The 19,733-nt window shown below is 70.0% G+C and carries 19 protein-coding genes; 9 read left to right on the forward strand and 10 right to left on the reverse strand.

The features are described from left to right. Positions 1-7: 7 nt before the first annotated feature. Positions 8-961, reverse strand: a complete 954-nt coding sequence (locus DEI97_RS08835; protein WP_111073455.1) for an ROK family protein — start codon at positions 959-961, stop codon at positions 8-10. A 116-nt stretch (positions 962-1,077) separates the two neighbouring features. Further along, the gene (deoC, locus tag DEI97_RS08840) at positions 1,078-1,824 is read right to left on the reverse strand and encodes a deoxyribose-phosphate aldolase (RefSeq protein WP_111073456.1); all 747 of its coding nucleotides are present in this window, start codon (positions 1,822-1,824) and stop codon (positions 1,078-1,080) included. 42 nt (positions 1,825-1,866) lie between these two features. Here deoC and DEI97_RS08845 point away from each other — a divergent pair, with 42 nt between their 5' ends. From DEI97_RS08845 to DEI97_RS08860, 4 genes are all read left to right on the forward strand, one after another. Further along, a complete protein-coding gene (locus tag DEI97_RS08845; protein WP_111073457.1) occupies positions 1,867-3,399 on the forward strand; it encodes an SDR family oxidoreductase in 1,533 nt (510 codons plus the stop codon). Beyond that, positions 3,396-3,995: a GDSL-type esterase/lipase family protein gene (locus DEI97_RS08850; RefSeq protein ID WP_111073458.1), complete on the forward strand. Its 600-nt coding sequence runs from the start codon at positions 3,396-3,398 to the stop codon at positions 3,993-3,995. The genes DEI97_RS08845 and DEI97_RS08850 overlap by 4 nt, the downstream gene beginning before the upstream one ends. Then, on the forward strand, positions 3,992-4,447 hold the full coding sequence (locus DEI97_RS08855) for a DUF6804 family protein (protein ID WP_181439116.1): 456 nt from the start codon (positions 3,992-3,994) through the stop codon (positions 4,445-4,447). The genes DEI97_RS08850 and DEI97_RS08855 overlap by 4 nt, the downstream gene beginning before the upstream one ends. A 68-nt stretch (positions 4,448-4,515) precedes the next feature. After that, positions 4,516-6,069 (forward strand): stealth family protein, encoded by a 1,554-nt coding sequence (locus DEI97_RS08860; protein ID WP_111073695.1) that lies wholly within the window; start codon positions 4,516-4,518, stop codon positions 6,067-6,069. Between the two features lie 57 nt (positions 6,070-6,126). Here DEI97_RS08860 and DEI97_RS08865 read toward each other — a convergent pair whose 3' ends face one another. The 5 genes from DEI97_RS08865 to ctaE form a co-directional block, all read right to left on the reverse strand. Beyond that, complete coding sequence (locus tag DEI97_RS08865; RefSeq protein WP_111073459.1) at positions 6,127-7,086, reverse strand: phosphodiesterase; 960 nt, start codon at positions 7,084-7,086, stop codon at positions 6,127-6,129. A 186-nt stretch (positions 7,087-7,272) separates the two neighbouring features. Continuing rightward, complete coding sequence (qcrB, locus tag DEI97_RS08870) at positions 7,273-8,961, reverse strand: cytochrome bc1 complex cytochrome b subunit (RefSeq protein ID WP_111073460.1); 1,689 nt, start codon at positions 8,959-8,961, stop codon at positions 7,273-7,275. Then, positions 8,958-10,025 carry a cytochrome bc1 complex Rieske iron-sulfur subunit gene (gene qcrA / locus DEI97_RS08875; RefSeq protein WP_111073461.1) on the reverse strand — a complete coding sequence of 356 codons (1,068 nt, stop codon included), beginning with the start codon at positions 10,023-10,025 and terminating at the stop codon, positions 8,958-8,960. The genes qcrB and qcrA overlap by 4 nt, the downstream gene beginning before the upstream one ends. 33 nt (positions 10,026-10,058) lie before the next feature. Next, the gene (gene qcrC / locus DEI97_RS08880; protein WP_111073462.1) at positions 10,059-10,874 is read right to left on the reverse strand and encodes a cytochrome bc1 complex diheme cytochrome c subunit; all 816 of its coding nucleotides are present in this window, start codon (positions 10,872-10,874) and stop codon (positions 10,059-10,061) included. A gap of 20 nt (positions 10,875-10,894) precedes the next feature. Next, positions 10,895-11,533 (reverse strand): aa3-type cytochrome oxidase subunit III, encoded by a 639-nt coding sequence (ctaE, locus tag DEI97_RS08885; protein ID WP_110902297.1) that lies wholly within the window; start codon positions 11,531-11,533, stop codon positions 10,895-10,897. Positions 11,534-11,603: 70 nt separating this feature from the next. Between ctaE and trpD the strand changes: the two genes are divergently transcribed. Next, positions 11,604-12,668 carry an anthranilate phosphoribosyltransferase gene (gene trpD, locus DEI97_RS08890; RefSeq protein WP_111073463.1) on the forward strand — a complete coding sequence of 355 codons (1,065 nt, stop codon included), beginning with the start codon at positions 11,604-11,606 and terminating at the stop codon, positions 12,666-12,668. 125 nt (positions 12,669-12,793) lie between these two features. Here the strand turns inward: trpD and glpK are convergent, their stop codons facing one another. Next, positions 12,794-14,305 carry a glycerol kinase GlpK gene (gene glpK, locus DEI97_RS08895; RefSeq protein WP_111073464.1) on the reverse strand — a complete coding sequence of 504 codons (1,512 nt, stop codon included), beginning with the start codon at positions 14,303-14,305 and terminating at the stop codon, positions 12,794-12,796. 197 nt (positions 14,306-14,502) lie between these two features. Further along, positions 14,503-15,177: an MIP/aquaporin family protein gene (locus tag DEI97_RS08900; RefSeq protein ID WP_253467887.1), complete on the reverse strand. Its 675-nt coding sequence runs from the start codon at positions 15,175-15,177 to the stop codon at positions 14,503-14,505. 417 nt (positions 15,178-15,594) lie between these two features. On the opposite strand from DEI97_RS08900, the gene dhaK reads away from it, so the two are divergent. The 3 genes from dhaK (at position 15,595) to dhaM (ending at position 18,025) form a co-directional block, all read left to right on the forward strand. Further along, positions 15,595-16,596, forward strand: coding sequence for a dihydroxyacetone kinase subunit DhaK (gene dhaK, locus DEI97_RS08905; RefSeq protein WP_111073466.1), 1,002 nt, complete (start codon positions 15,595-15,597; stop codon positions 16,594-16,596). A 62-nt stretch (positions 16,597-16,658) separates the two neighbouring features. After that, positions 16,659-17,285 carry a dihydroxyacetone kinase subunit DhaL gene (gene dhaL / locus DEI97_RS08910; RefSeq protein ID WP_111073467.1) on the forward strand — a complete coding sequence of 209 codons (627 nt, stop codon included), beginning with the start codon at positions 16,659-16,661 and terminating at the stop codon, positions 17,283-17,285. Further along, entirely contained in the window at positions 17,282-18,025 is a 744-nt protein-coding gene (dhaM, locus tag DEI97_RS08915) for a dihydroxyacetone kinase phosphoryl donor subunit DhaM (protein WP_111073468.1), read from the forward strand. Before dhaL ends, dhaM begins: the two co-directional genes overlap by 4 nt. A gap of 83 nt (positions 18,026-18,108) precedes the next feature. Here dhaM and DEI97_RS08920 read toward each other — a convergent pair whose 3' ends face one another. Then, on the reverse strand, positions 18,109-18,933 hold the full coding sequence (locus DEI97_RS08920) for a helix-turn-helix domain-containing protein (RefSeq protein WP_111073469.1): 825 nt from the start codon (positions 18,931-18,933) through the stop codon (positions 18,109-18,111). 118 nt (positions 18,934-19,051) lie between these two features. Between DEI97_RS08920 and DEI97_RS08925 the strand changes: the two genes are divergently transcribed. After that, positions 19,052-19,732 (forward strand): SDR family NAD(P)-dependent oxidoreductase, encoded by a 681-nt coding sequence (locus DEI97_RS08925; RefSeq protein ID WP_111073470.1) that lies wholly within the window; start codon positions 19,052-19,054, stop codon positions 19,730-19,732. The last annotated feature ends 1 nt before the right edge of the window (position 19,733 follow it).

The raw sequence follows: 19,733 nt of genomic DNA on the forward strand, positions 1-19,733 counted from the left end.
TGCGCCGTCAGCGCAGGACGTCGGCGCGGTGCACGAGCGCGGCCGCCCCGATGAGCGGCCCGTCCTGCGACAGCCCCGTCGGCACGATCCGTACCTTCGTCACGAACGGGAACTCGACCCGCTCCGCGACGGCCTGTCGGGCGTACTCGAACAGGTCGGGGGAGACGTGGGAGAAGCCGCCGCCGATCGCCACGACCTCGAGGTCGACCAGGCTGGTCGCCGCGGCGATGGCCTGCCCGAGCGCCCGCCCGCTCCGCTTGACGGCGGCCACCGCGATGTCGTCACCCGCCGCGTAGGCGGCCGCGAGCTCCTCGCCGGTGCTGCCGGCGAACCCCTGGCGCCGTGCCCAGGCGACGGTCTTCGGCCCGCTGGCCACGGCCTCCAGGCAGCCGGTGCCACCGCAGGCGCACGGGTCGTCGTACCCACCGCACTCGACGTGGCCGATGTGGCCGGCGTTGCCGGTCGGCCCGCTGACGGTCCGGCCGTGCAGGATCAGTCCGCCGCCGACGCCGGTGGAGACGATCATGCCCATCACGTGGTCGGAGCCCTGCGCGGCGCCGACCCAGTGCTCGGCGAGCGTGATCGCCAGGCCGTCCATCCGCAGGGTGACGGGGACGCCGTCGGGAACGTGCGCGGCGACGCGGTCGCGGAGCGGGTAGCCGCGCCAGACCGGCATGTTCAGCGGGGAGACCAGGCCGTGCTCCTCGTCGACGGGGCCGGCCGAGCCGATGCCGACGCCGACCAGGGTCGCGTCGGACGGCAGCGTGGCGAGGGTCGCGACGACGACCTCGTCGACCGCGGCCTGCAGCTCCTCGGACGTGCGTCCGGCACCGGTCGGGCTGCGGTGCCGGGTGGCCGGCAGGACGACGCCCTGGTCGGTGACGAGTGCGGCTTCGACCTTGGTGCCGCCGAGGTCGACGGCGAGGGCGAGGTTCGCGGACGGGGTCGTGGTGCTGGACATGCGCACTCCGGTGTGGCGGTCGGGAGGCCCGGCAGCAGTCCCCGACGTGTGGTCACGTCCGGACGCGGCCGGCCTGGTTCAGGTCGGTCTGGTTCAGATGGGTCTGGGCGAGGGGTTCAGTACGACGAGGTGTCGTCGCCGCGGTCCGAGGACGCGCCGGTCGTGACACGGTGCGCGACCTCGTCGAGGATCCGGGCGGAGGCGCTGGTGCCGATGCGCGTCGCACCGGCCTGCACCATCTCGAGCAGCGTGTCGAGCCCACGGACGCCACCGGAGGCCTTCACGCCCGTGTCCGGGCCGACGGTCTCGCGCATGAGCCGGATGTGCTCGGCGGTCGCGCCACCACCGGCGAACCCGGTCGAGGTCTTCACGAACGCGGCACCCCCGGCGACCGCGGCGCGGCTGGCGGCGACGACCTCGTCGTCGGTCAGGTACGCGGTCTCGAGGATGACCTTGACGATCGTGTCACCGGCGGCGTCGACGACGGCACGGACGTCACGCTCGACGCGCTGCCAGTCGCCGGACTTCGCGGCGCCGATGTCCTGCACCATGTCGAGCTCGAAGGCGCCGTCGGCGAGGGCCTGCAGCGACTCGGCGACCTTGGCCGCGGTGGAGGTGGTGCCGTGCGGGAAGCCGATCACGGTGCCGACGCCGACGCCGGTGCCCTGGAGGCGCTCGACGGCGTGCTGGACGTCGCCCGGTCGGACGCAGACGCTGAACACCCGGTGCGCGGCGGCCTCGTCGAGCTGCGCGTCGACCTGGGTCCGGCTCAGCTCGGGCTTGAGGATCGCGTGGTCGATGAGCCGACGCACCGAGTCGGCATCGAGAGCGGCTGCGGTGACGGGGTTCGATGCGTTGTCCACCCGGCAAGCCTACAAGCAGGCGCGAGGCGTACGGTTCGGAGCATGCGCGTCCTCGTCACCGGGGCCACCGGGTACATCGGTGGTCGACTGGTCCCCAGACTCCTCGATGCCGGGCACGACGTCCGGGTCCTCGTCCGCAACCCGCGCAAGCTGCAGGACGTTCCCTGGAACGACCGTGTCACGGTCGCCGAGGGTGACCTGCAGGACGCTGACGCGGTGTCCGCGGCGGTCGACGGCATCGAGGCGGTCTACTACCTCGCCCACGCCATGGGGGCGGACGGCGACTTCGAGCAGGCCGAACGCGACGCCGCGCAGACCATGGCCCGCGTCGCCCACGACGCCGGCGTTCAGCGCTTCGTCTACCTCGGCGGCCTGCACCCGGACGGCGACCTCAGCAAGCACCTGCGCAGCCGGAGAGAGGTCGGGGAGATCCTCCTCGGCTCCGGCGTGCCGACGATCGCGCTCCAGGCCGGTGTCGTCATCGGGTCGGGCAGCACCTCGTTCGAGATGATCCGCCACCTGACCGACGTGCTGCCCTGGATGCCGGCGCCCCGATGGGTCCGGAACCGCATCCAGCCGATCGCCGTCCGCGACGTCCTGTACTACCTCGTCGAGGCGCTCACGATCCCATCCGACGTCAACCGCACGTTCGACATCGGCGGCCCAGACGTCCTCCGGTACGGGCAGATGCTCAACGGGTACGCGGTCGAGGCGAAGCTGCCCCAGCGACCGATCACGGTCCTCCCGGTCCTGACCCCGCGGCTCGCCGCGCACTGGTTCAACGTCGTGACGCCGATCCCGCGCAAGCTCGCGACGCCGATCATCGAGTCGCTGCAGTTCGAGTGCGTGCAGCGCGAGCACGACATCGACGACGTGATCCCGCAGCCCGAGGGTGGGCTCACCTCCTACCGCCGGGCCGTCCGGCTGGCGCTGGCGAAGATGCGCAGCGGCGAGGTCCTCACCAGCTGGCGCAACGCGACGCTCTCCAGCGGCTCGGCCGACCCGCTGCCGAGCGACCCGGAATGGGCCGGCCACACCGTCTACGTCGACGACCGCAAGCGGCACTCGTCGGCTCCGCCGGAAGCCGTGTGGAGCGTCGTCGAGTCGATCGGTGGCGAGAACGGCTGGTACTCGTTCCCGCTCGCCTGGGTCGCTCGCGGCTGGCTCGACAAGATCGCCGGCGGCGTCGGCCTGAGCCGCGGCCGTCGCGACCCGAAGCGGCTCGAGCAGGGCGACGCACTCGACTGGTGGCGCGTCGAGCGGCTGGTCCGCGGCCGGTACCTGCGCCTGCGCGCCGAGTTCAAGTCGCCCGGTCGTGCCTGGCTCGAGATGACCGTCACCCCCGCCGACGACGGCGGCAGCGACTACCACCAGCGGGCGATCTACTTCCCGCAGGGGCTCGCCGGACGGCTCTACTGGTACGGCATCCTGCCCTTCCACGGGGTGATCTTCCCCGGCATGGTCGAGCGGATCACCGCCCGTGCCGAACGGGAGGCGCACCACACCGACTCGACGCAGCGCAACTCCACGTACCAGAATGACGACGCGCAGCCAGCGCACGAGGAGGCGGCATGAGCGACGACGGCACGACGAGTGGCGGCGGTGTCCTGTTCCTCGGTGACAGCATCACCGCGGGCGGCGACTGGGGCCAGTGGCTCCCCGACGAGCGGACCATCAACCTCGGCGTCGACGGCGACACCACGGACGGTGTCCTCGCGAGGCTCGACGAGGTCGTGCAGGCCGCACCCGAGGTCATCGTGCTGCTGATCGGCACGAACGACTTCGGTCACCACCGGGCCAGCGCGGAGCACGTCGTCCGGAACGTCGAATCGGCTCTGGTACAGCTGCGTCGGGCACTGCCCGGCGTCCGGCTGCTGCTCGTGTCGATCCTGCCGCGGCAGGCCGAGTACGCGCAGAAGACCGAGCAGGCGAACCGGCACCTGCGGCAGTTCGTGGCCACGTGCCACGCGCAGTACCTCGACGTCTGGCCGGCCCTGGCCGACGGCGACCACCTCGACGAGCGCTTCACCGCCGACGGGCTGCACCTCACCGAGGACGGGTACCGCGCGTACGTCGCCGAGCTCGTCCCGGCACTCGAGCGTGTCCGGGAGCTGCCGCCGATGTCCCGCCCGATCTCGCTCGCCGACCTCGGCGACGCACAGGACCGATGACGGCTCGGAAGGGACGGCCCGCGATCGGGTCGTCGCAGCAGGCGTCGCCGTCCTCTTCGACGGCGTCGACGACCCCCGCCGGGTCGGGTCGCGCTCGTGGGGCGGGTGGGGCGGCTCGGGACCGACAGGCGCTCCCGGACTTCACCCGGCCGGCCCTCGCACCGTCGCTGCTGGCGGCCGTGGTGCTCCTGGCCTGCGTGGCGTTCCTCGACTCGTCGGCCTTCGTGTTCGCGCGCTGGGGCGTCACCGTGCTCGCGCTCATCGTGCTGGTCTTCGCCATCCGCGGCCGGGTCTGGTGGGCAGCGGTGCTCACCGCGGCCGTCGCCGTCTGCTGGAACCCGGTCGTGGTCCTCCCGATCCCCGGGCAGCTCTGGGCGGCGCTGCAGCTGGTCGCGGCGGCGCTCTTCATCGTCGTCGGCATCACGGTCAAGGTGCCGCGCGCGGCGGACTGACGCCGCGCCTCCCGGTAAGATCGCACGTGCTGTGCATCGCGCGCGGCGGTGCGACCTGGAAGGCATGGATGAGCAACGAGACCGAGCCGGTGACCGAGAGTCCTCTGCTGACCCCTCGACCGTCCTCCGGCGGTCTCGACCGTCCTGACGTCGTCCTCCGCAAGGGACGGCTCACCCTCATCAACGGGCACCTCACGCCCCAGCAGTCGATGATCGAGGACCTGCTGTTCCTCGACGACGCCCTCACCGCGGCCGACGTCGACCACCTGCTGATCCGCGGCAACGACCAGCGGCCCGTCATCGCCATCGACGAGCGCGACCGTCAGCGTGCCGAGAGCGCCGTGATGGACGCCGCCGCGGGGGAGCCCTTCTACGCGAAGCCGCCGGGCAAGGCCGCCCTGCTCGTCGTGGACGACGGCTTCGGCTCGGCCGACGAGCCCGTGCTCCGCCTGTTCCGTCCCCGGCTCGAGCCGATGGGACGCCTGCGCTACGGCGCCGAGACGAGTGTGCAGCTCGAGTTCTGGCGCGTCACCGAGACCGAGGTCCTGGCTCCCGTCGAGAACGCCCTGATGCGCCGCAGTCTGCCGATCGAGGAGTTCGTCCTCGTCGACATCGAGCGCTACGGCCGCGGCTGGTCCACGGTCGAGCACATGTTCGACGACCACGTGTCCGACATCCGCTTCCCGATCGACATCGTGTTCTCGTGGGTCGACGGCAACGCGATCGAGTACCAGCGCGCCCGTCAGGCCGCGCAGGCGAGCGCCGTGCTGGGGGAGGGCGACGACGCCCCGGCCCGCTTCCGGCAGATCAACGAGCTGAAGTACGCCCTGCGGTCGGTGCACATCTTCGCGCCGTGGATCCGGCGCATCTACATCGCGACGGACTCACCGGCGCCGGAGTGGCTCGCCGACCACCCGAAGGTCCGGATCGTCCGCAGCGAGGAGTTCTTCGCCGACCCGTCCGTCCTGCCGACGCACAACTCGCAGGCCGTCGAGGCGCAGCTGCACCACATCCCGGGGCTGAGCGAGCACTTCATCTACTCGAACGACGACATGTTCTTCGGGCGCCAGGTCGACCCGTCGATGTTCTTCAGCCCGGGCTCGGTGACGAAGTTCATCCTGGCGATCACGCGGATCGGTCTCGGGACGAACAACCCGGCGCGCAGCGGGTTCGAGAACTCGGCGCGGGTGAACCGGAAGCTCCTGCAGCAGCGGTTCGGTGCGGTCACGACCCGGCACCTCGAGCACGCGGCGACGCCGTTGCGGAAGAGCATCATGACCGAGATGGAGCACGAGTTCGCGGCGGAGTTCGCGGCGACCGCCGGCTCCCGGTTCCGCGCGGCCGACAACATCTCCGTGACGAACTCCCTGTACCACTACTACGCGCTGCTGACGGGTCGGGCGATCATCCAGGAGAACGCCACCGTCGGGTACATCGACACGACGATGGAGGCCGGTCTCCGCGAGCTCGACGAGCTGTTGAAGAAGCGGAACGTCGACATGTTCTGCCTGAACGACGGCAGCTTCCCGGAGGTCAGCGACGAAGAGCGCACCGAGCGCGTCACCGACTTCCTCGAGCGTTACTTCCCGTTCCCGGCACCCTGGGAACGCCCCAGCGCCTGAGGCTGCTCCGGCACCTGAGGCTGCTCCGGGAGGGCCGTGGCTGGCCCTCCTGGGCGCTCAGCGGTGGATCGGGGACACCGGCACCGAGTCGAGCGTGAACACCGGCATGGACGCCGTGACGGGCGCTGGCTCGACGGCCGACGGGATCACGACGCCGGCCGCAGCGAGACGGGCTTCGGTCTCGATCGACGAAACGGGTTCCCCGACGGTCGAGTAGGTGCCGATCGGCACGACCGAGTGCACGACCTGGTGGCCGTAGACGTGCATCAGGTTGAACGACTGGGCACCGTCGCGGCCACGGGTGCCGCCCTGGAACTCGTTGAGGTCCTGCGTGTAGCAGGTGGCGCTGGCGACGGAGACGGGGATGCCGGCGAACACGGCACTGGTCGAGTAGTGCAGGTGGCCGGCGATGATGGTGAGGATGTCGCTGCCCTCGACCACCTCGGCGAGGGCGGGCTGGTCGCGCAGTTCGACGAGGACGGTGAGGTCCTGGACGCTGGGCACCGGCGGGTGGTGCATCGCCAGGATGGTGCCGTGCGGAGCCGCTTCGGACAGGACCTCGGCGAGCCAGTCGAGCTGCTCGGGGGAGACCTCGCCGTGGTGGTGCCCGGGGACGCTCGTGTCGAGCGTGATGACGCGGAGACCGTTGACGTCGTAGACGAAGTCCACCGGACGGTCGGTGGGCTGCAGGCCGAAGAGCTCCTGCCGGAAGGCCCCGCGTTCATCGTGGTTGCCCATCGCCCAGATGACCTGCGCGCCGAGGCGTTCGGCGGCGGGTTCGATGATGTCGCGCACCTTGACGTAGGCGCCGGGTTCACCCTTGTCGGCGACGTCGCCGGTGATGACGATCGCTTCCGGGCGGGAGCCGGAGGCCTCGATCTCCGCGATGATCTGGCCGAGTCGTGCGGCGGAGTCGACGGCTCCGTAGAGCGCGCCGTCGCCGGCGATGAGGTGGGTGTCGCTGAGGTGGAGCAGGAAGTGGTTCGGCCTGGGGTGTTCAGCCGTCCGGGCGTCCATCGGTCTCTTCTTCCGTTGGCAGCGGGTGCGTGGTGCAACACAGTGCCACACCGTCCTCGACGATTCCAGCACTGCCGTCTGAACGCCCCGTGAACTGGGGCGGCGTGTCCGGTGTCTTGAGGCAGAACGCAAGCACCCCCCGACCACGAAGTGGACGAGGGGTGCTTGCGTTCTTGCCGAGAAGTGTTATCTACCGGCACCGACCTGCGGGGCCTGGTGGGTCCCTTCGAGGTCCGGACCGTGGTGGGCGGCGTGTGCGGCTTCGAGCTCGTTCTTCGACACCGGCTCGATGCGGTCTTCGAAGAAGAAGCGGGAGGCACGTGCACGGGCCTTCTGCAGCGAGGTGATGCGGCCGCGGGAGTCCGGGCGGATCATCAGCGGCTTGTAGTCGTTGAACTCGAGCAGACGCCAGCGCTCGTACTCGTCGAGCTGCTCGTGGACCTCGATGTACTCACCGTGCGGCAGTCGGACGATACGGCCCGACTCGTACCCGTGGAGGACGATCTCGCGGTCCTTCTTCTGCAGTGCGAGGCAGACACGCTTCGTGATCCAGAAGGCGACGAACGGGCCGAGGACCGTCGTTGCCTGGAGCACGTGGATCACGTGGTTGATCGACACCATGAAGTGGGTCGCGATGAGGTCCGACGACGCCGCGGTGAACAGGGCACCGTAGAGCGTGATGCCGGCGACACCGATCGCGGTGCGGGTCGGGGCGTTGCGCGGGCGGTCGGCGATGTGGTGCTCACGCTTGTCGCCGGTGACCCAGGCCTCGATGAACGGGTACACGAAGATCGTCACGATGAGACCCATGAGGATCGCGATCGGCACGAGGATGTTGAACGAGACCGTGTAGCCGAACCAGTTGACCTCCCAGTGCGGCGGCACCAGACGGAGCGCACCGTCCGCGAAGCCGATGTACCAGTCAGGCTGGGTACCGGCGGACACGGGGGACGGGTCGTACGGGCCGTAGTTCCAGATCGGGTTGATCGTGAAGAACGACGCGATGGCGGCGAGGATGCCCGCGACGATGAAGAAGAAGCCACCGGCCTTCGCGGCGAACGCCGGGAGGATCGGGACGCCCACGACGTTGTCGTTGGTCTTGCCGGGGCCGGCGTACTGGGTGTGCTTGTTGATGACGACGAGCACGAGGTGGACACCGAGCACCGCGACGAGGATCGCCGGCAGCAGCAGGATGTGCAGCGTGTACAGGCGGCCGACGATGTCGGTACCGGGGAACTCGCCACCGAAGAGCAGGTAGGCGATCCAGACACCGATGACCGGGACACCCTCGATCATGCCGACGATGATGCGCAGGCCGTTGCCGGAGAGCAGGTCGTCGGGGAGCGAGTAGCCGGTGAAGCCCTCGGCCATGGCGAGGACCCAGAGCACGAAGCCGAAGACCCAGTTGAGCTCTCGCGGCTTGCGGAACGCACCGGTGAAGAACACGCGGGCCATGTGCAGCATGACCGAGGCCACGAACAGCAGTGCTGCCCAGTGGTGGATCTGCCGGACGAACAGGCCGCCGCGGATCTCGAACGAGATGTTCAGCGTCGACTGCAGCGCCACCGACATGTCCACGCCCTTGAGCGGGACGTAGGTGCCGTTGTAGACGACCTCGGCCATGGACGCCTGGTAGAAGAACGTCAGGAAGGTCCCCGAGAGCAGGACGACGACGAAGCTGTAGAGCGCGACTTCACCGAGCATGAAGCTCCAGTGGTCGGGGAAGATCTTGCGTCCGACCTCCTTCACCAGGCCGGAGATGCTGGTGCGCTCGTCGATGTAGTTCGCGGTGTAGTTGATCAGTCGCGAACCACGGTCAGGAGCCGGCTTGTTCGTCGACTCGGTGGTGGGGGATGTGGTCGTTGTGCTGCTCATGAGCGGGCACGCTCCCAGAAGGACGGGCCGACCGGCTCGTGGAAGTCGCTCTGTGCGACCAGGTAGCCGTCGTCATCGACCGAGATCGGAAGTTGGGGAAGGGGGCGGGCCGCCGGTCCGAAGATGACCTCGCAGTTGTTCGAGACATCGAAGGTGGACTGGTGGCACGGGCACAGCAGGTGGTGCGTCTGCTGCTCGTAGAGCGCGACCGGGCATCCGACGTGGGTGCAGATCTTGGAGTACGCGACGATGCCGTCGTAGCCCCAGTTCTCGTGGCCCTTGGCGGGGTTCAGGTCCTTCGGGTCCAGGCGCATCAAGAGGACGGCGGCCTTCGCCTTCTCCTCGAGCATGTGCTCGGAGTCGAGCATGCCCTCGGGGATGACGTGGAACACCGATCCGATGGTGACGTCGGAGGCCTTGATCGGCAGACCCGTCGGGTCCTTGGTCAGGCGCAGGCCCGACTTCCAGAAGGTGTGACGGAGCAGCTCGTTCGGGTCTTCCTTCGGCGCGAGGTCGCGCACCAGGACGATGCCGGGGAGGGGGAAGGCCACCAGGGCGCCGATGAGGGAGTTGCGGATCAGCTTGCGACGGCTGAACCCGGACTCCTTGTCGGCGAGCTGGAAGGCTTCGACCGCCTTGGCGCGGGTGGCGTCCGTGCCACGCGTAGTGTGGCGCATCTCGGTGATCTCGCGGTCGGAGACGAGCGTCTTCGACCAGTAGACGGCACCGATGCCCAGAGCCAGCAGCGCGAGCGTGATGGAGAGGCCGAGGAAGAGGTTCGCGGTGCGGACCGTGCCGAAGTCGTTCGGGTCGATCGGGAAGGCGATGTACGCGGCGATCGACAGGACGCTGGCGACGATCGACACGTAGAAGAACGTCGCGACCTGGCGCTCGGCCAAGCGCTGCTTCTTCGGGTCGACGTCCGTGCGGCGGGCGCGGTGCGGCGGCTCGCCCGGGTTCTCGAACGGCTCGTGCGGCAGGACAGCGGTCCCGACCGGCTCCGTGGCGCCGTGCTTCTCGACAGCCGAGGACGAGTTCAGTGCCTCGTCGTCGTGCTCTGCCATGGTGTTCCCTTCAGTGTCGTGCGACACGGACGATCAGTTGGTCTTCGCGGTCAGCCAGACGGTCATCGCGACGACCGCTCCGAGACCGAAGATCCAGATGAACAGGCCCTCGGCCACCGGGCCGAGGTCACCCAGACCGAAGCCACCGGGCGACTTGTTGTCCTGCACGTACTTGAGGTACGTGATGACGTCGGCCTTCTGGTCCGGGGTCAGGTTCAGGTCGTTGAAGACCGGCATGTTCTGCGGGCCGGTGAGCATGGCCTCGTAGATGTGCTTGCCGGAGACGTCGCGCAGGTTCGGCGCGTACTTGCCCTCGGTCAGGGCGCCACCGGCACCGGCGACGTTGTGGCACATCGCGCAGTTGATGCGGAAGAGCTCGGCACCTTCGGCGGCATCGCCCTCGGCGCCGTCGGTGAGCTTCGTCGAGGGGATCGACGGGCCGGGGCCGAGGGAGGCGACGTAGGCAGCCATGGCGTCGACCTGCTGGTCCGTGAACTGCTCGGGCTTCTCTTCACCCTGGGGACCCTGGGCGGCGAGCGGCATGCGCCCGGTGCCGACCTGGAAGTCGACCGAGGCGGCGCCGACACCGATGAGGGACGGGCCCTCGCTGGTGCCCTGGGCGGAGAGGCCGTGGCAGGTGGCGCAGTTCGACGCGAAGAGCTTCTGGCCCTCGTTGACCTGCGACTGGCTGGATGCGGCCAGTGTCGTGTTGGTGCTGTCGTCGGCGTTGGCCGACGTGCTGAACAGTGCGTACGCACCACCCGTCGTCATGAGTGCGACGGCGAGGAGGGACACGGTCGCCAGGGGGGAGCGACGACCCTTCTTGTTCTTCTTCGATGTGTTGAACATGCTGTGGGGCTGCCTGATTCTCACTTGAGGAGGTAGATGACGGCGAAGAGACCGATCCACACGACGTCGACGAAGTGCCAGTAGTACGACACGACGATCGCGGTGGTGGCTTCCTTGTGCCCGAAGTTCTTCGCGGCGAACCCACGCCCGAGCGTGAGGAGGAAGGCGATGAGACCGCCGGTCACGTGCAGACCGTGGAAGCCGGTGGTCATGTAGAACGCGGAGCCGTAGGCGCTCGAGGAGAGCGTCATGCCCTCGTGCCAGAGGTTGGCGTACTCGAAGATCTGCCCACAGACGAAGATCGCGCCCATGCAGTAGGTGACGAAGAACCACTCCGTCATGCCCCAGTCCTTGGGGTTCCAGCTGGTGCGGTGCACCTGGAACCGCTCGGCAGCGAAGACCGCGAACTGGCAGGCGAAGCTCGACAGCACCAGGACGATGGTGTTCACCGACGCGAACGGCACCTCGAGCTTGGCGCTCTCGGTTGCCCAGAGCTCGGGGGAGGTGCTTCGCAGCGTGAAGTAGATCGCGAACAGGCCGGCGAAGAACATGACCTCGCTGCCCAGCCACACGATCGTCCCCACGGCAACGGGGTTCGGCCTGTTCAAGACCGGACCGCTGACGGATCTGGAGAGAGGGGTGCTTGTCACGTCTTCCATTATGGCGGAAACCCCCGACAGTGTTTTCGCAGGCAACTGGCGGGTCCTCCAGAATCAGTACGATCGAGCCATGTCTGACGCACTCACCTGGCCGGCCGTGATCAGCGCGCTCATGGCGCGCGAGGACCTCTCGATCAGGCAGTCCACATGGGCCATGGAGCAGATCGTGCAGGGGAAGGCCACGTCCGCACAGATCGCGGCCTTCGCCGTGGCCCTCCGCGCCAAGGGCGAGACCGTCGACGAGGTGGTCGGTTTCCGCGACGCGATCCTCGACGCCGCCGTCCCGCTCGACGTCGACCCGATGGCGCTCGACATCGTCGGGACCGGCGGGGACGTGGTCGGCACGGTCAACGTCTCGACCATGGCCGCGATCGTCATCGCCGCCGCGGGCGTGCCCGTCGTCAAGCACGGCAACCGCGCGAGCTCGTCCAAGTCCGGCTCGAGCGACGTGCTCGCCGCGCTCGGCCTCGACCTCACGATGGACGCCGCGCGTGTCGCCGAGACGTTCCGGCGTGTCGGTCTGACCTTCGCCTTCGCCAGCGCGTTCCACCCCGGATTCGCCCACGCAGCCCCGGTCCGGCGGGAGATCGGGGTCCCGACGGTGTTCAACTTCCTCGGCCCGCTGGTGAACCCGGCGCGGTGCGAGGCGAACGCGGTGGGCGTGGCGCAGCTCGAACTCGTGCCGATCATCACGGGCGTGTTCCAGACCCGGGGAGCGACCGCACTCGTGTTCCGCGGCGACGACGGCCTCGACGAACTCACCACCACCGGCCACAGCCACATCTGGGAGGTGTCCGGTGGCCGCATCACCGAGCACGACCTCGACCCGCGTGACCTCGGCATCCCTCGCGCCCGGACCGAGGACCTGCTCGGCGGCGAGCCGGCGGAGAACGCGGCCATCGTCCGCACGGTGCTCGCGGGGGAGACCGGGCCGGTCCGCGACATCGTCCTGTTGAACGCCGCCGCCGGGCTCGTGTCCTTCCGCCTCGCGCAGGACCCGACCGAGGCGGACCGCCCGATCCTGCAGCGCTTCCGCGAGCAGCTGGTCATCGCGTCGGACTCGATCGATTCCGGCGCCGCCATGCGCAAACTGGACGAGTGGGTGGGTGTGGCGCCGGCCCCGACGTCGGCCTGAGTCGCCGACACCCGACCGGCGGACGCGTCGGGTCGCGCGCACCACGCAACGACGGGAGGCCCGTACCGGTTCTGCGGAACCGGTACGGGCCTCCCGTCGTTGCGTGGTCGGTCAGACGACCGACGTCAGCGGACGTCCTCGTCGACCCAGTCGAAGGTCTTCGTGACGGCCTTCTTCCAGAGTCGCAGCGTGCGCTCGCGCTCCTCGGCGTCCATGGACGGCGTCCACCGCTTGTCCTCCTGCCAGTTGGCACGGAGCTCGTCGAGGTTCGCCCAGAACCCGACGGCCAGACCGGCGGCGTAGGCGGCACCGAGGGCCGTCGTCTCGGCGACCACCGGGCGGACCACGGGGACGTCGAGGATGTCGGCCTGGAACTGCATCAGCGCGTCGTTGGCGGTCATGCCACCGTCGACCTTGAGCTCGGTGAGTTCGACGCCCGAGTCGGCGTTGACGGCGTCCAGGACCTCGCGGGTCTGCAGTGCCGTGGCCTCGAGGGCGGCACGCGCGATGTGGCCCTTGTTGACGTAGCGGGTGAGGCCGACGAGCGCGCCACGGGCGTCCGGACGCCAGTACGGGGCGAAGAGGCCGGAGAAGGCGGGGACGAAGTAGACGCCACCGTTGTCCTCGACCGACTTGGCGAGGGTCTCGACCTCGGGCGCGCTGCCGATGATGCCGAGGTTGTCGCGGAGCCACTGGATGAGCGACCCGGTGACGGCGATCGACCCCTCGAGTGCGTAGTGCGTCTCCTGGTCGCCGAGCTTGTAGCCGACGGTCGTGAGCAGCCCGTTCTCCGAGCGGACGATGTCCGTGCCCGTGTTGAAGATGAGGAAGTTACCGGTGCCGTAGGTGTTCTTCGACTCGCCCTGGTCGAACGCGGCCTGGCCGAAGGTCGCTGCCTGCTGGTCGCCCAGGATGCCGGCGATCGGGACCTCGCGGAGGAGGCTCGAGGACTCGACGTGGCCGTAGACCTCGGAGGAGCTGACGATCTCGGGGAGCATCGACTTCGGCACACCGAAGTCGGCCAGGATGTCGTCGCGCCACTGCAGCGTCTCGAGGTCCATGAACAGGGTGCGCGAGGCGTTGGTGACGTCGGTCTTGTGGACGCCGCCGTCGGTGCCGCCGGTCAGGTTCCAGAGGACCCAGGTGTCGGTGGTGCCGAAGAGCAGGTCGCCGGCCTCCGCCTTCTCACGGGCGCCCTCGACGTTCTCGAGGATCCACATGATCTTGGTACCGGCGAAGTACGTCGCCAGGGGCAGGCCCACGATGGCCTTGTAGCGGTCGGTGTCACCGTCGGCGAGCTTGTCGACGAGCGCCTGGGTGCGGGTGTCCTGCCAGACGATGGCGTTGTAGACGGCCTTGCCGGTGGTGCGGTCCCAGACGACGGCGGTCTCACGCTGGTTGGTGATGCCCACGGCGGCGACGTCGTGGCGGGTGATGTCGGCGCGGGAGAGTGCCTGGCCGATGACCTCGCGGGTGTTGTCCCAGATCTCCGCCGGGTCGTGCTCGACCCAACCGGCGCGCGGGAAGATCTGCTCGTGTTCCTTCTGACCGACGGAGACGATCGACCCGGAGTGGTCGAAGACGATCGCTCGCGTGCTGGTCGTGCCCTGGTCGATGGCGACGATGTAGTCGGCCATTGGTGCTCCTTACGACGGTGTTCGGTGCTGCGGACGGGACGGGTCGACCCGGTCGCTCAGGTGGTGCGGGTTGTGCGGGTGGTGCGGCGCGCCTGGACGCGCTGGGTGGGACGCGGCCGCCACGTCGGAGGTGCAGTGCGGCGGCCGCGCGGGTGGTGCTGGTCGTGCGTCGTGCGTCGTGCTGGTGCGGGGACGAGCTACGCCATCGGGAGCAGCGGTCCGGCGAGCAGCGCGGCGATCGTGCCACCGACGAGCGGGCCGACGACCGGGACCCAGGCGTAGGACCAGTCGCTGGTGCCCTTGCCCTTGATGGGCAGGAAGGCGTGCGCGATGCGCGGGCCGAGGTCACGGGCCGGGTTGATCGCGTAGCCGGTCGGGCCACCGAGCGAGACACCGATCGCGATCACCAGGAAGGCGACCGGGATGGCGCCGAGTTCGGTCGGCGTCTTGCCGTTCGTGAAGGCGAGGACGACGAACACGAGGACGAACGTGCCGATGATCTCGGTCACCAGGTTCCACGCGTAGTTGCGGATCGCGGGGCCGGTCGAGAAGACGCCGAGCTTCGCCGCGGGGTCGGGCTCCTCGTCGAAGTGCTGCTTGTAGGCGAGCCAGACGATGACGGCACCGATGATCGCACCGATGAGCTGTGCGAGCCAGAAGAGGAACATCTCGCCGACGGTGATGTTGCCGATGATGGCCTGCGCGATGGTCACGGCGGGGTTCAGCTGGCCGCCGGACTTGTACGAGACGGTGACGCCGGCGAAGACCGCGAAGCCCCAACCGATCGTGACCATGAGGAAGCCTGCGCCGAAGCCCTTGGACTTCGTGAGGGAGACCGCGGCGACCACGCCGCCACCCAGGATGATGAGCATCGCCGTGCCGACGAGCTCAGACAGGAATTTGACGCCGATGTCGTCCACCGGTACCTCCGATTTGCTGTGGTCGGGGGCCCGGCTGAGCACCGGCACTCCCCGTCGAGTTATTGAGCCCGAGCATAGTGCTGGGGATTTCCGGAGGGTGATGGACACGAACCGCATTCCGGCGAAAGTGAACGGACGTGCACCGGTCGTGGATGCGCGAGGACTCGGGAAGGGGCTCGGGACGAGCGACCGCTGCACGAACGTGCAGCTCGGCGGCACAGGCACCCGGAACGACCGCTGGCGCGGACACGTCCCGGCGGTACAGTGAGCCGACTCCGGACGACGTCGGCGGTGTGCAGACGGTGGACCGGTGCCGGACATCCGTGTCGTACCCGTGTCACACCCTCGTCGCACTCCCGGAGGCGCAGCATGAAGAAGCTCATCAACGACCCGCACGACGTCGTCATCGAGACCGTCCGGGGGTTCGCCCTCGCCCATGCCGAACACGTGGTGCTGGTCGAGGACCCGGTCCACCTGCACCGCCGCGACGCCCCGGTCAGCGGCAAGGTCGGCATCGTCAGCGGCGGCGGCAGCGGCCACGAGCCCCTGCACGCCGGCTTCGTCGGACACGGCATGCTCGACGCCGCCGTGCCGGGCCCGGTGTTCACCAGCCCGACCCCCGACCCGATCGTCGCCGCCACGAAGGCCGTCGACGGGGGAGCGGGCGTGCTCCACATCGTGAAGAACTACACCGGGGACGTCCTGAACTTCGAGACCGCCGCCGAGCTCGCCGCGATGGACGACGTCCGGGTCGAGAGCGTCGTGGTCGACGACGACGTCGCCGTGCAGGACTCGCTCTTCACCGCCGGTCGCCGTGGCGTGGCCGGCACGGTCGTCGTCGAGAAGTGTGCCGGCGCCGCCGCCGAGCGCGGTGACGACCTGGACGCCGTCGCGGCGGTGGCCCGGCACGTCAACGAGGTGACCCGGTCCATGGGGCTCGCGCTGGCCTCCGGCACCGTCCCGCACGCCGGCGAGCCCTCGTTCACGCTGGCCGACGACGAGGTCGAACTCGGCATCGGCATCCACGGCGAGCCCGGTCGCGAGCGCATCCCGATGGCCCCGGCCAACGAACTGGTCGACCGGGTGCTCGAGCCGATCCTGACCGACCTGCAGGCACCCGCCGGCTCGCAGCTGCTCCTGCTCGTCAACGGCATGGGCGGCACGCCGCAGTCGGAGCTCTACATCGCCTACCGACGCGCCGCCGAGGTCCTGTCGGATCGTGGCTACACGGTCGCGCGTAGCCTGGTCGGCAACTACGTCACCTCCCTCGAGATGCAGGGGTTCTCGCTCACCGTCACGGTGCTCGACGAGGACCTCACGGCACTCTGGGACGCGCCGGTGGAGACGCCGTCGCTCCGCTGGGGGCGCTGACACCGCACGACGACTCCGCTCACGACGCCGACCCACGGGCCGGCCGCACGAAGGGACACACCTTGTCGCTCGACACCGCCTGGGCCATCGACTGGTTCCGCCGCACCGCCGCCACGATCGACGAGCACCGGGCAGAGCTGATCACGCTCGACCGCGAGATCGGTGACGGCGACCACGGTGAGAACCTCGACCGCGGGTTCCGGGCGGTGCTCGTCGCGCTCGACGACGCGGACCTCGAGACCCCAGGCGCCGTGTTCAAGCTCGTGGCGACCAAGCTCATCTCCACGGTCGGTGGTGCGGCCGGTCCGCTGTTCGGCACCGCGTACCTCAAGGCGGCACAGGCCGCCGGCGACGCCGCGGAGCTCGACGCCGACACGCTCGTCGCGGTCCTCACCGCGGCGCGTGACGGCGTCGTCTCCCGCGGCAAGGCCGAGGTCGGCGACAAGACGATGATCGACGCGTGGACGCCGGCCGTCGACGCGGCAGCTGCGGCAGCTGCCGCGGGGGAGACCCCGGAGCGCGTGCTCGCCGCGGCCGCCGACGCCGCCGCCACCGGCGCGGAGTCGACCGACGCACTCGTCGCCCGGAAGGGCCGTGCGAGCTACCTCGGCGACCGTGCCGTCGGGCACCGCGACCCGGGCGCCCAGTCGAGCGCCTACGTCCTGCGCGCGGCCGTGGACGCGGCATGAGCGTCGGCATCCTCGTCGTCTCGCACAGCGCCGCCGTCGCTCAGGGCACGGTCGACATCGCCCGGCAGATGGCCGGCGACGTGCAGCTCGTCGCAGCGGGCGGCACCGACGAGGGCGGCATCGGCACCTCGTTCGAGGCGATCACCGCCGGCATCGACCAGCTCGCCGGAGCGGAGGGCATCGTCGTGCTCTGCGACCTCGGATCGGCCTACCTCACGACGGACACCGCGCTCGACTTCCTCGACGACGACCTGCGTGCACGGGTCCACGTCTCGGACGCCCCGATCGTCGAGGGGACCGTCGCCGCGGCGGTCGCCGCCCAGACCGGCGGTGACGTCGACGCGGTCCTGGCGGCTGCTGCCAGCGCTGCCGGTGCCGAGACCGACGCCGGTCCCGACGACGCGGCCACGGGCCTCCCGGGAGGCGCGCCCCACGTGACCGACGCCGGTGCGGCCGACGGGACCCACGCTGCTGCGGCCGACGGGACCCACGCGTCCGCCACCGTGGAGCTGGTCAACGCGTCCGGCCTGCACGCACGTCCCGCCGCGGAGTTCGTGAAGACCGCCGCGAAGCACGACGCGTCCGTCCGGGTGAACGGCGTCGACGCGAAGAGCCTGCTGGCGATCATGGCGCTCGCGCTGCCGAAGGGGGCGGCGGTGACGATCGAGGCCTCCGGCCCCGACGCACGCGCCGCGGTCGACGCCCTGGCCGACCTGGTTCGGTCCGGCTTCGGCGAGTAGTCCTCTCGCAAGACGCAACGTGGGCGGTTCCTCGCAGCGGTACTCCGTTGCGCGGTGCCGCCCACGTTGCGTCCCGCGGAGGGTCAGACGCGCTGGAGGCCCGTGACCCGCAGCAGGTCGAGTCGCGACGCGTCCTCGCTGCCGGGGACCACCGTGTAGACGACGATCCGCAGGTCGCTGCCCGGCACCGAGAGGGTGTCGCAGTCGACCTCGATCGGGCCGACCGGCGTCCGCAGGGTCTTGCGGCTGGTCCGGTGCTCGGCGATCCGGGCCTCACCCCAGCGCCGCTCGAACTCGGGGCTCGTCGCCCGCAGGTCCCGCACGAGCTCAGCGAGGTGGCGGTCGTCCGGGTAGCGACCGAGCGCGGTGCGGAGGTCGGCGGCCAGGTCCGACGCGAAGGCCTCGGCGTGCTCGTCGTCGAAGTCGACCCCGGCGTGGCCGTCGGTGAAGAACTGCCAGACCAGGTTCGCCGAGCGCCCCTGCCACCGGTCGCCGTCGCCCGTCGCCGCGGCCCAGAGCTCGTTGCGGTGCAGCAGGTCGTGGCTGGCGGTGAACACGGCGAGCGGCACGTCCGTCAGCCGGTCAACGATCCGCTGCACGCCGGGCGTGATGTGCCGGGGGACGAGCCCGCGGGACGGGGGAGCGGCGCCGGCGACCCGGAACAGGTGGTCCCGCTCCGGCTCGGTCAGACGGAGCGCGGTGGCCAGGGCGGCGAGCAGCTGCGGTGACGGGTTGGTCGCACGGCCCTGCTCGAGACGCACGACGTAGTCGACGCTGACGCCGGCGAGGGCCGCGAGCTCCTCACGCCGGAGCCCCGCGGTCCGCCGGCCGGCGCCGGCGGGCAGACCGACCTCGGCGGGGCTGACCCGGTCGCGCCAGGACCGCAGGACGTCGGCGAACTCGCTCATGCACCCATCCTCGCGCGGATCGGCAGCGGGACCGTGGTACTCCTAGTCCCAGGGTCCACCGGACAGCACGTCGACCGGGGCCTGGGGGAGTCGGGGCAGAGCGAGCACGATGGTCCCCATGACCACCACACTCATCACCGGGGCGAACCGCAGCCTCGGACTCGAGACCGCCCGCCGACTCCTCGAGGACGGCCACACCGTGTACGCCGGCGTCCGCAACCCGGACGACGCCGTCGAGGTGCGTGCCCTCGGCGCCACCGTCGTCCGACTCGACGTCACCGACCAGTCGAGCATCGACGAGGCCGTCGCGTCGATCCCGGCGCTCGACGTCCTCGTCAACAACGCCGGGGTGCTCGGAACCGCGCACGGGGTCGACGACCTCACCGCCGACGCGATGGCGTCCGTCCTCGACGCCAACGTCACCGGCATCGTCCGGGTCACCCAGGCTGCGCTGCCGCTGCTCCGTGCCTCCGAGAACCCCGTCATCGTGAACGTCGCGTCCGGCGTCGGCTGGCCGCGGTTCCTCAGCACGCCGGGACACGACGAGTTCCCCGTGCCGAGCATCCCGTACGCCGCGTCGAAGGCCGCCGTCATCACCCTCACCGTGCAGTACGCCAAGAACCTGCCGGGCTTCCGCGTCAACGTCAGCGACCCGGGCTACACCGCGACGGACTTCAACGGGCACTCCGGCCACCAGACGGTGACCGAGGGCACGGATGCCACCGTCATGCTCGCGCTCCTCGGGCCGGACGGGCCGACCGGCGAGTTCCACAACCGGCACGGGCGCGTCGACTACTGAC

The sequence above is a fragment of the Curtobacterium sp. MCLR17_032 genome (assembly GCF_003234795.2).
Classification (GTDB): domain Bacteria; phylum Actinomycetota; class Actinomycetes; order Actinomycetales; family Microbacteriaceae; genus Curtobacterium.

What these genes read in the sequence shown, in the direction of transcription:
- qcrC (WP_111073462.1), bottom strand. Translation starts at nt 10,874, where the DNA reads ATGTTCAACACATCGAAGAAGAACAAGAAGGGTCGTCGCTCCCCCCTG.
- dhaM (WP_111073468.1), top strand. Translation starts at nt 17,282, where the DNA reads ATGAGCGTCGGCATCCTCGTCGTCTCGCACAGCGCCGCCGTCGCTCAG.
- DEI97_RS08845 (WP_111073457.1), top strand. Translation starts at nt 1,867, where the DNA reads ATGCGCGTCCTCGTCACCGGGGCCACCGGGTACATCGGTGGTCGACTG.
- ctaE (WP_110902297.1), bottom strand. Translation starts at nt 11,533, where the DNA reads ATGGAAGACGTGACAAGCACCCCTCTCTCCAGATCCGTCAGCGGTCCG.
- DEI97_RS08860 (WP_111073695.1), top strand. Translation starts at nt 4,516, where the DNA reads ATGAGCAACGAGACCGAGCCGGTGACCGAGAGTCCTCTGCTGACCCCT.
- DEI97_RS08850 (WP_111073458.1), top strand. Translation starts at nt 3,396, where the DNA reads ATGAGCGACGACGGCACGACGAGTGGCGGCGGTGTCCTGTTCCTCGGT.
- qcrB (WP_111073460.1), bottom strand. Translation starts at nt 8,961, where the DNA reads ATGAGCAGCACAACGACCACATCCCCCACCACCGAGTCGACGAACAAG.
- DEI97_RS08835 (WP_111073455.1), bottom strand. Translation starts at nt 961, where the DNA reads ATGTCCAGCACCACGACCCCGTCCGCGAACCTCGCCCTCGCCGTCGAC.
- DEI97_RS08900 (WP_253467887.1), bottom strand. Translation starts at nt 15,177, where the DNA reads ATGCTCATCATCCTGGGTGGCGGCGTGGTCGCCGCGGTCTCCCTCACG.
- DEI97_RS08865 (WP_111073459.1), bottom strand. Translation starts at nt 7,086, where the DNA reads ATGGACGCCCGGACGGCTGAACACCCCAGGCCGAACCACTTCCTGCTC.
- DEI97_RS08920 (WP_111073469.1), bottom strand. Translation starts at nt 18,933, where the DNA reads ATGAGCGAGTTCGCCGACGTCCTGCGGTCCTGGCGCGACCGGGTCAGC.
- glpK (WP_111073464.1), bottom strand. Translation starts at nt 14,305, where the DNA reads ATGGCCGACTACATCGTCGCCATCGACCAGGGCACGACCAGCACGCGA.
- DEI97_RS08925 (WP_111073470.1), top strand. Translation starts at nt 19,052, where the DNA reads ATGACCACCACACTCATCACCGGGGCGAACCGCAGCCTCGGACTCGAG.
- dhaK (WP_111073466.1), top strand. Translation starts at nt 15,595, where the DNA reads ATGAAGAAGCTCATCAACGACCCGCACGACGTCGTCATCGAGACCGTC.
- DEI97_RS08855 (WP_181439116.1), top strand. Translation starts at nt 3,992, where the DNA reads ATGACGGCTCGGAAGGGACGGCCCGCGATCGGGTCGTCGCAGCAGGCG.
- qcrA (WP_111073461.1), bottom strand. Translation starts at nt 10,025, where the DNA reads ATGGCAGAGCACGACGACGAGGCACTGAACTCGTCCTCGGCTGTCGAG.
- trpD (WP_111073463.1), top strand. Translation starts at nt 11,604, where the DNA reads ATGTCTGACGCACTCACCTGGCCGGCCGTGATCAGCGCGCTCATGGCG.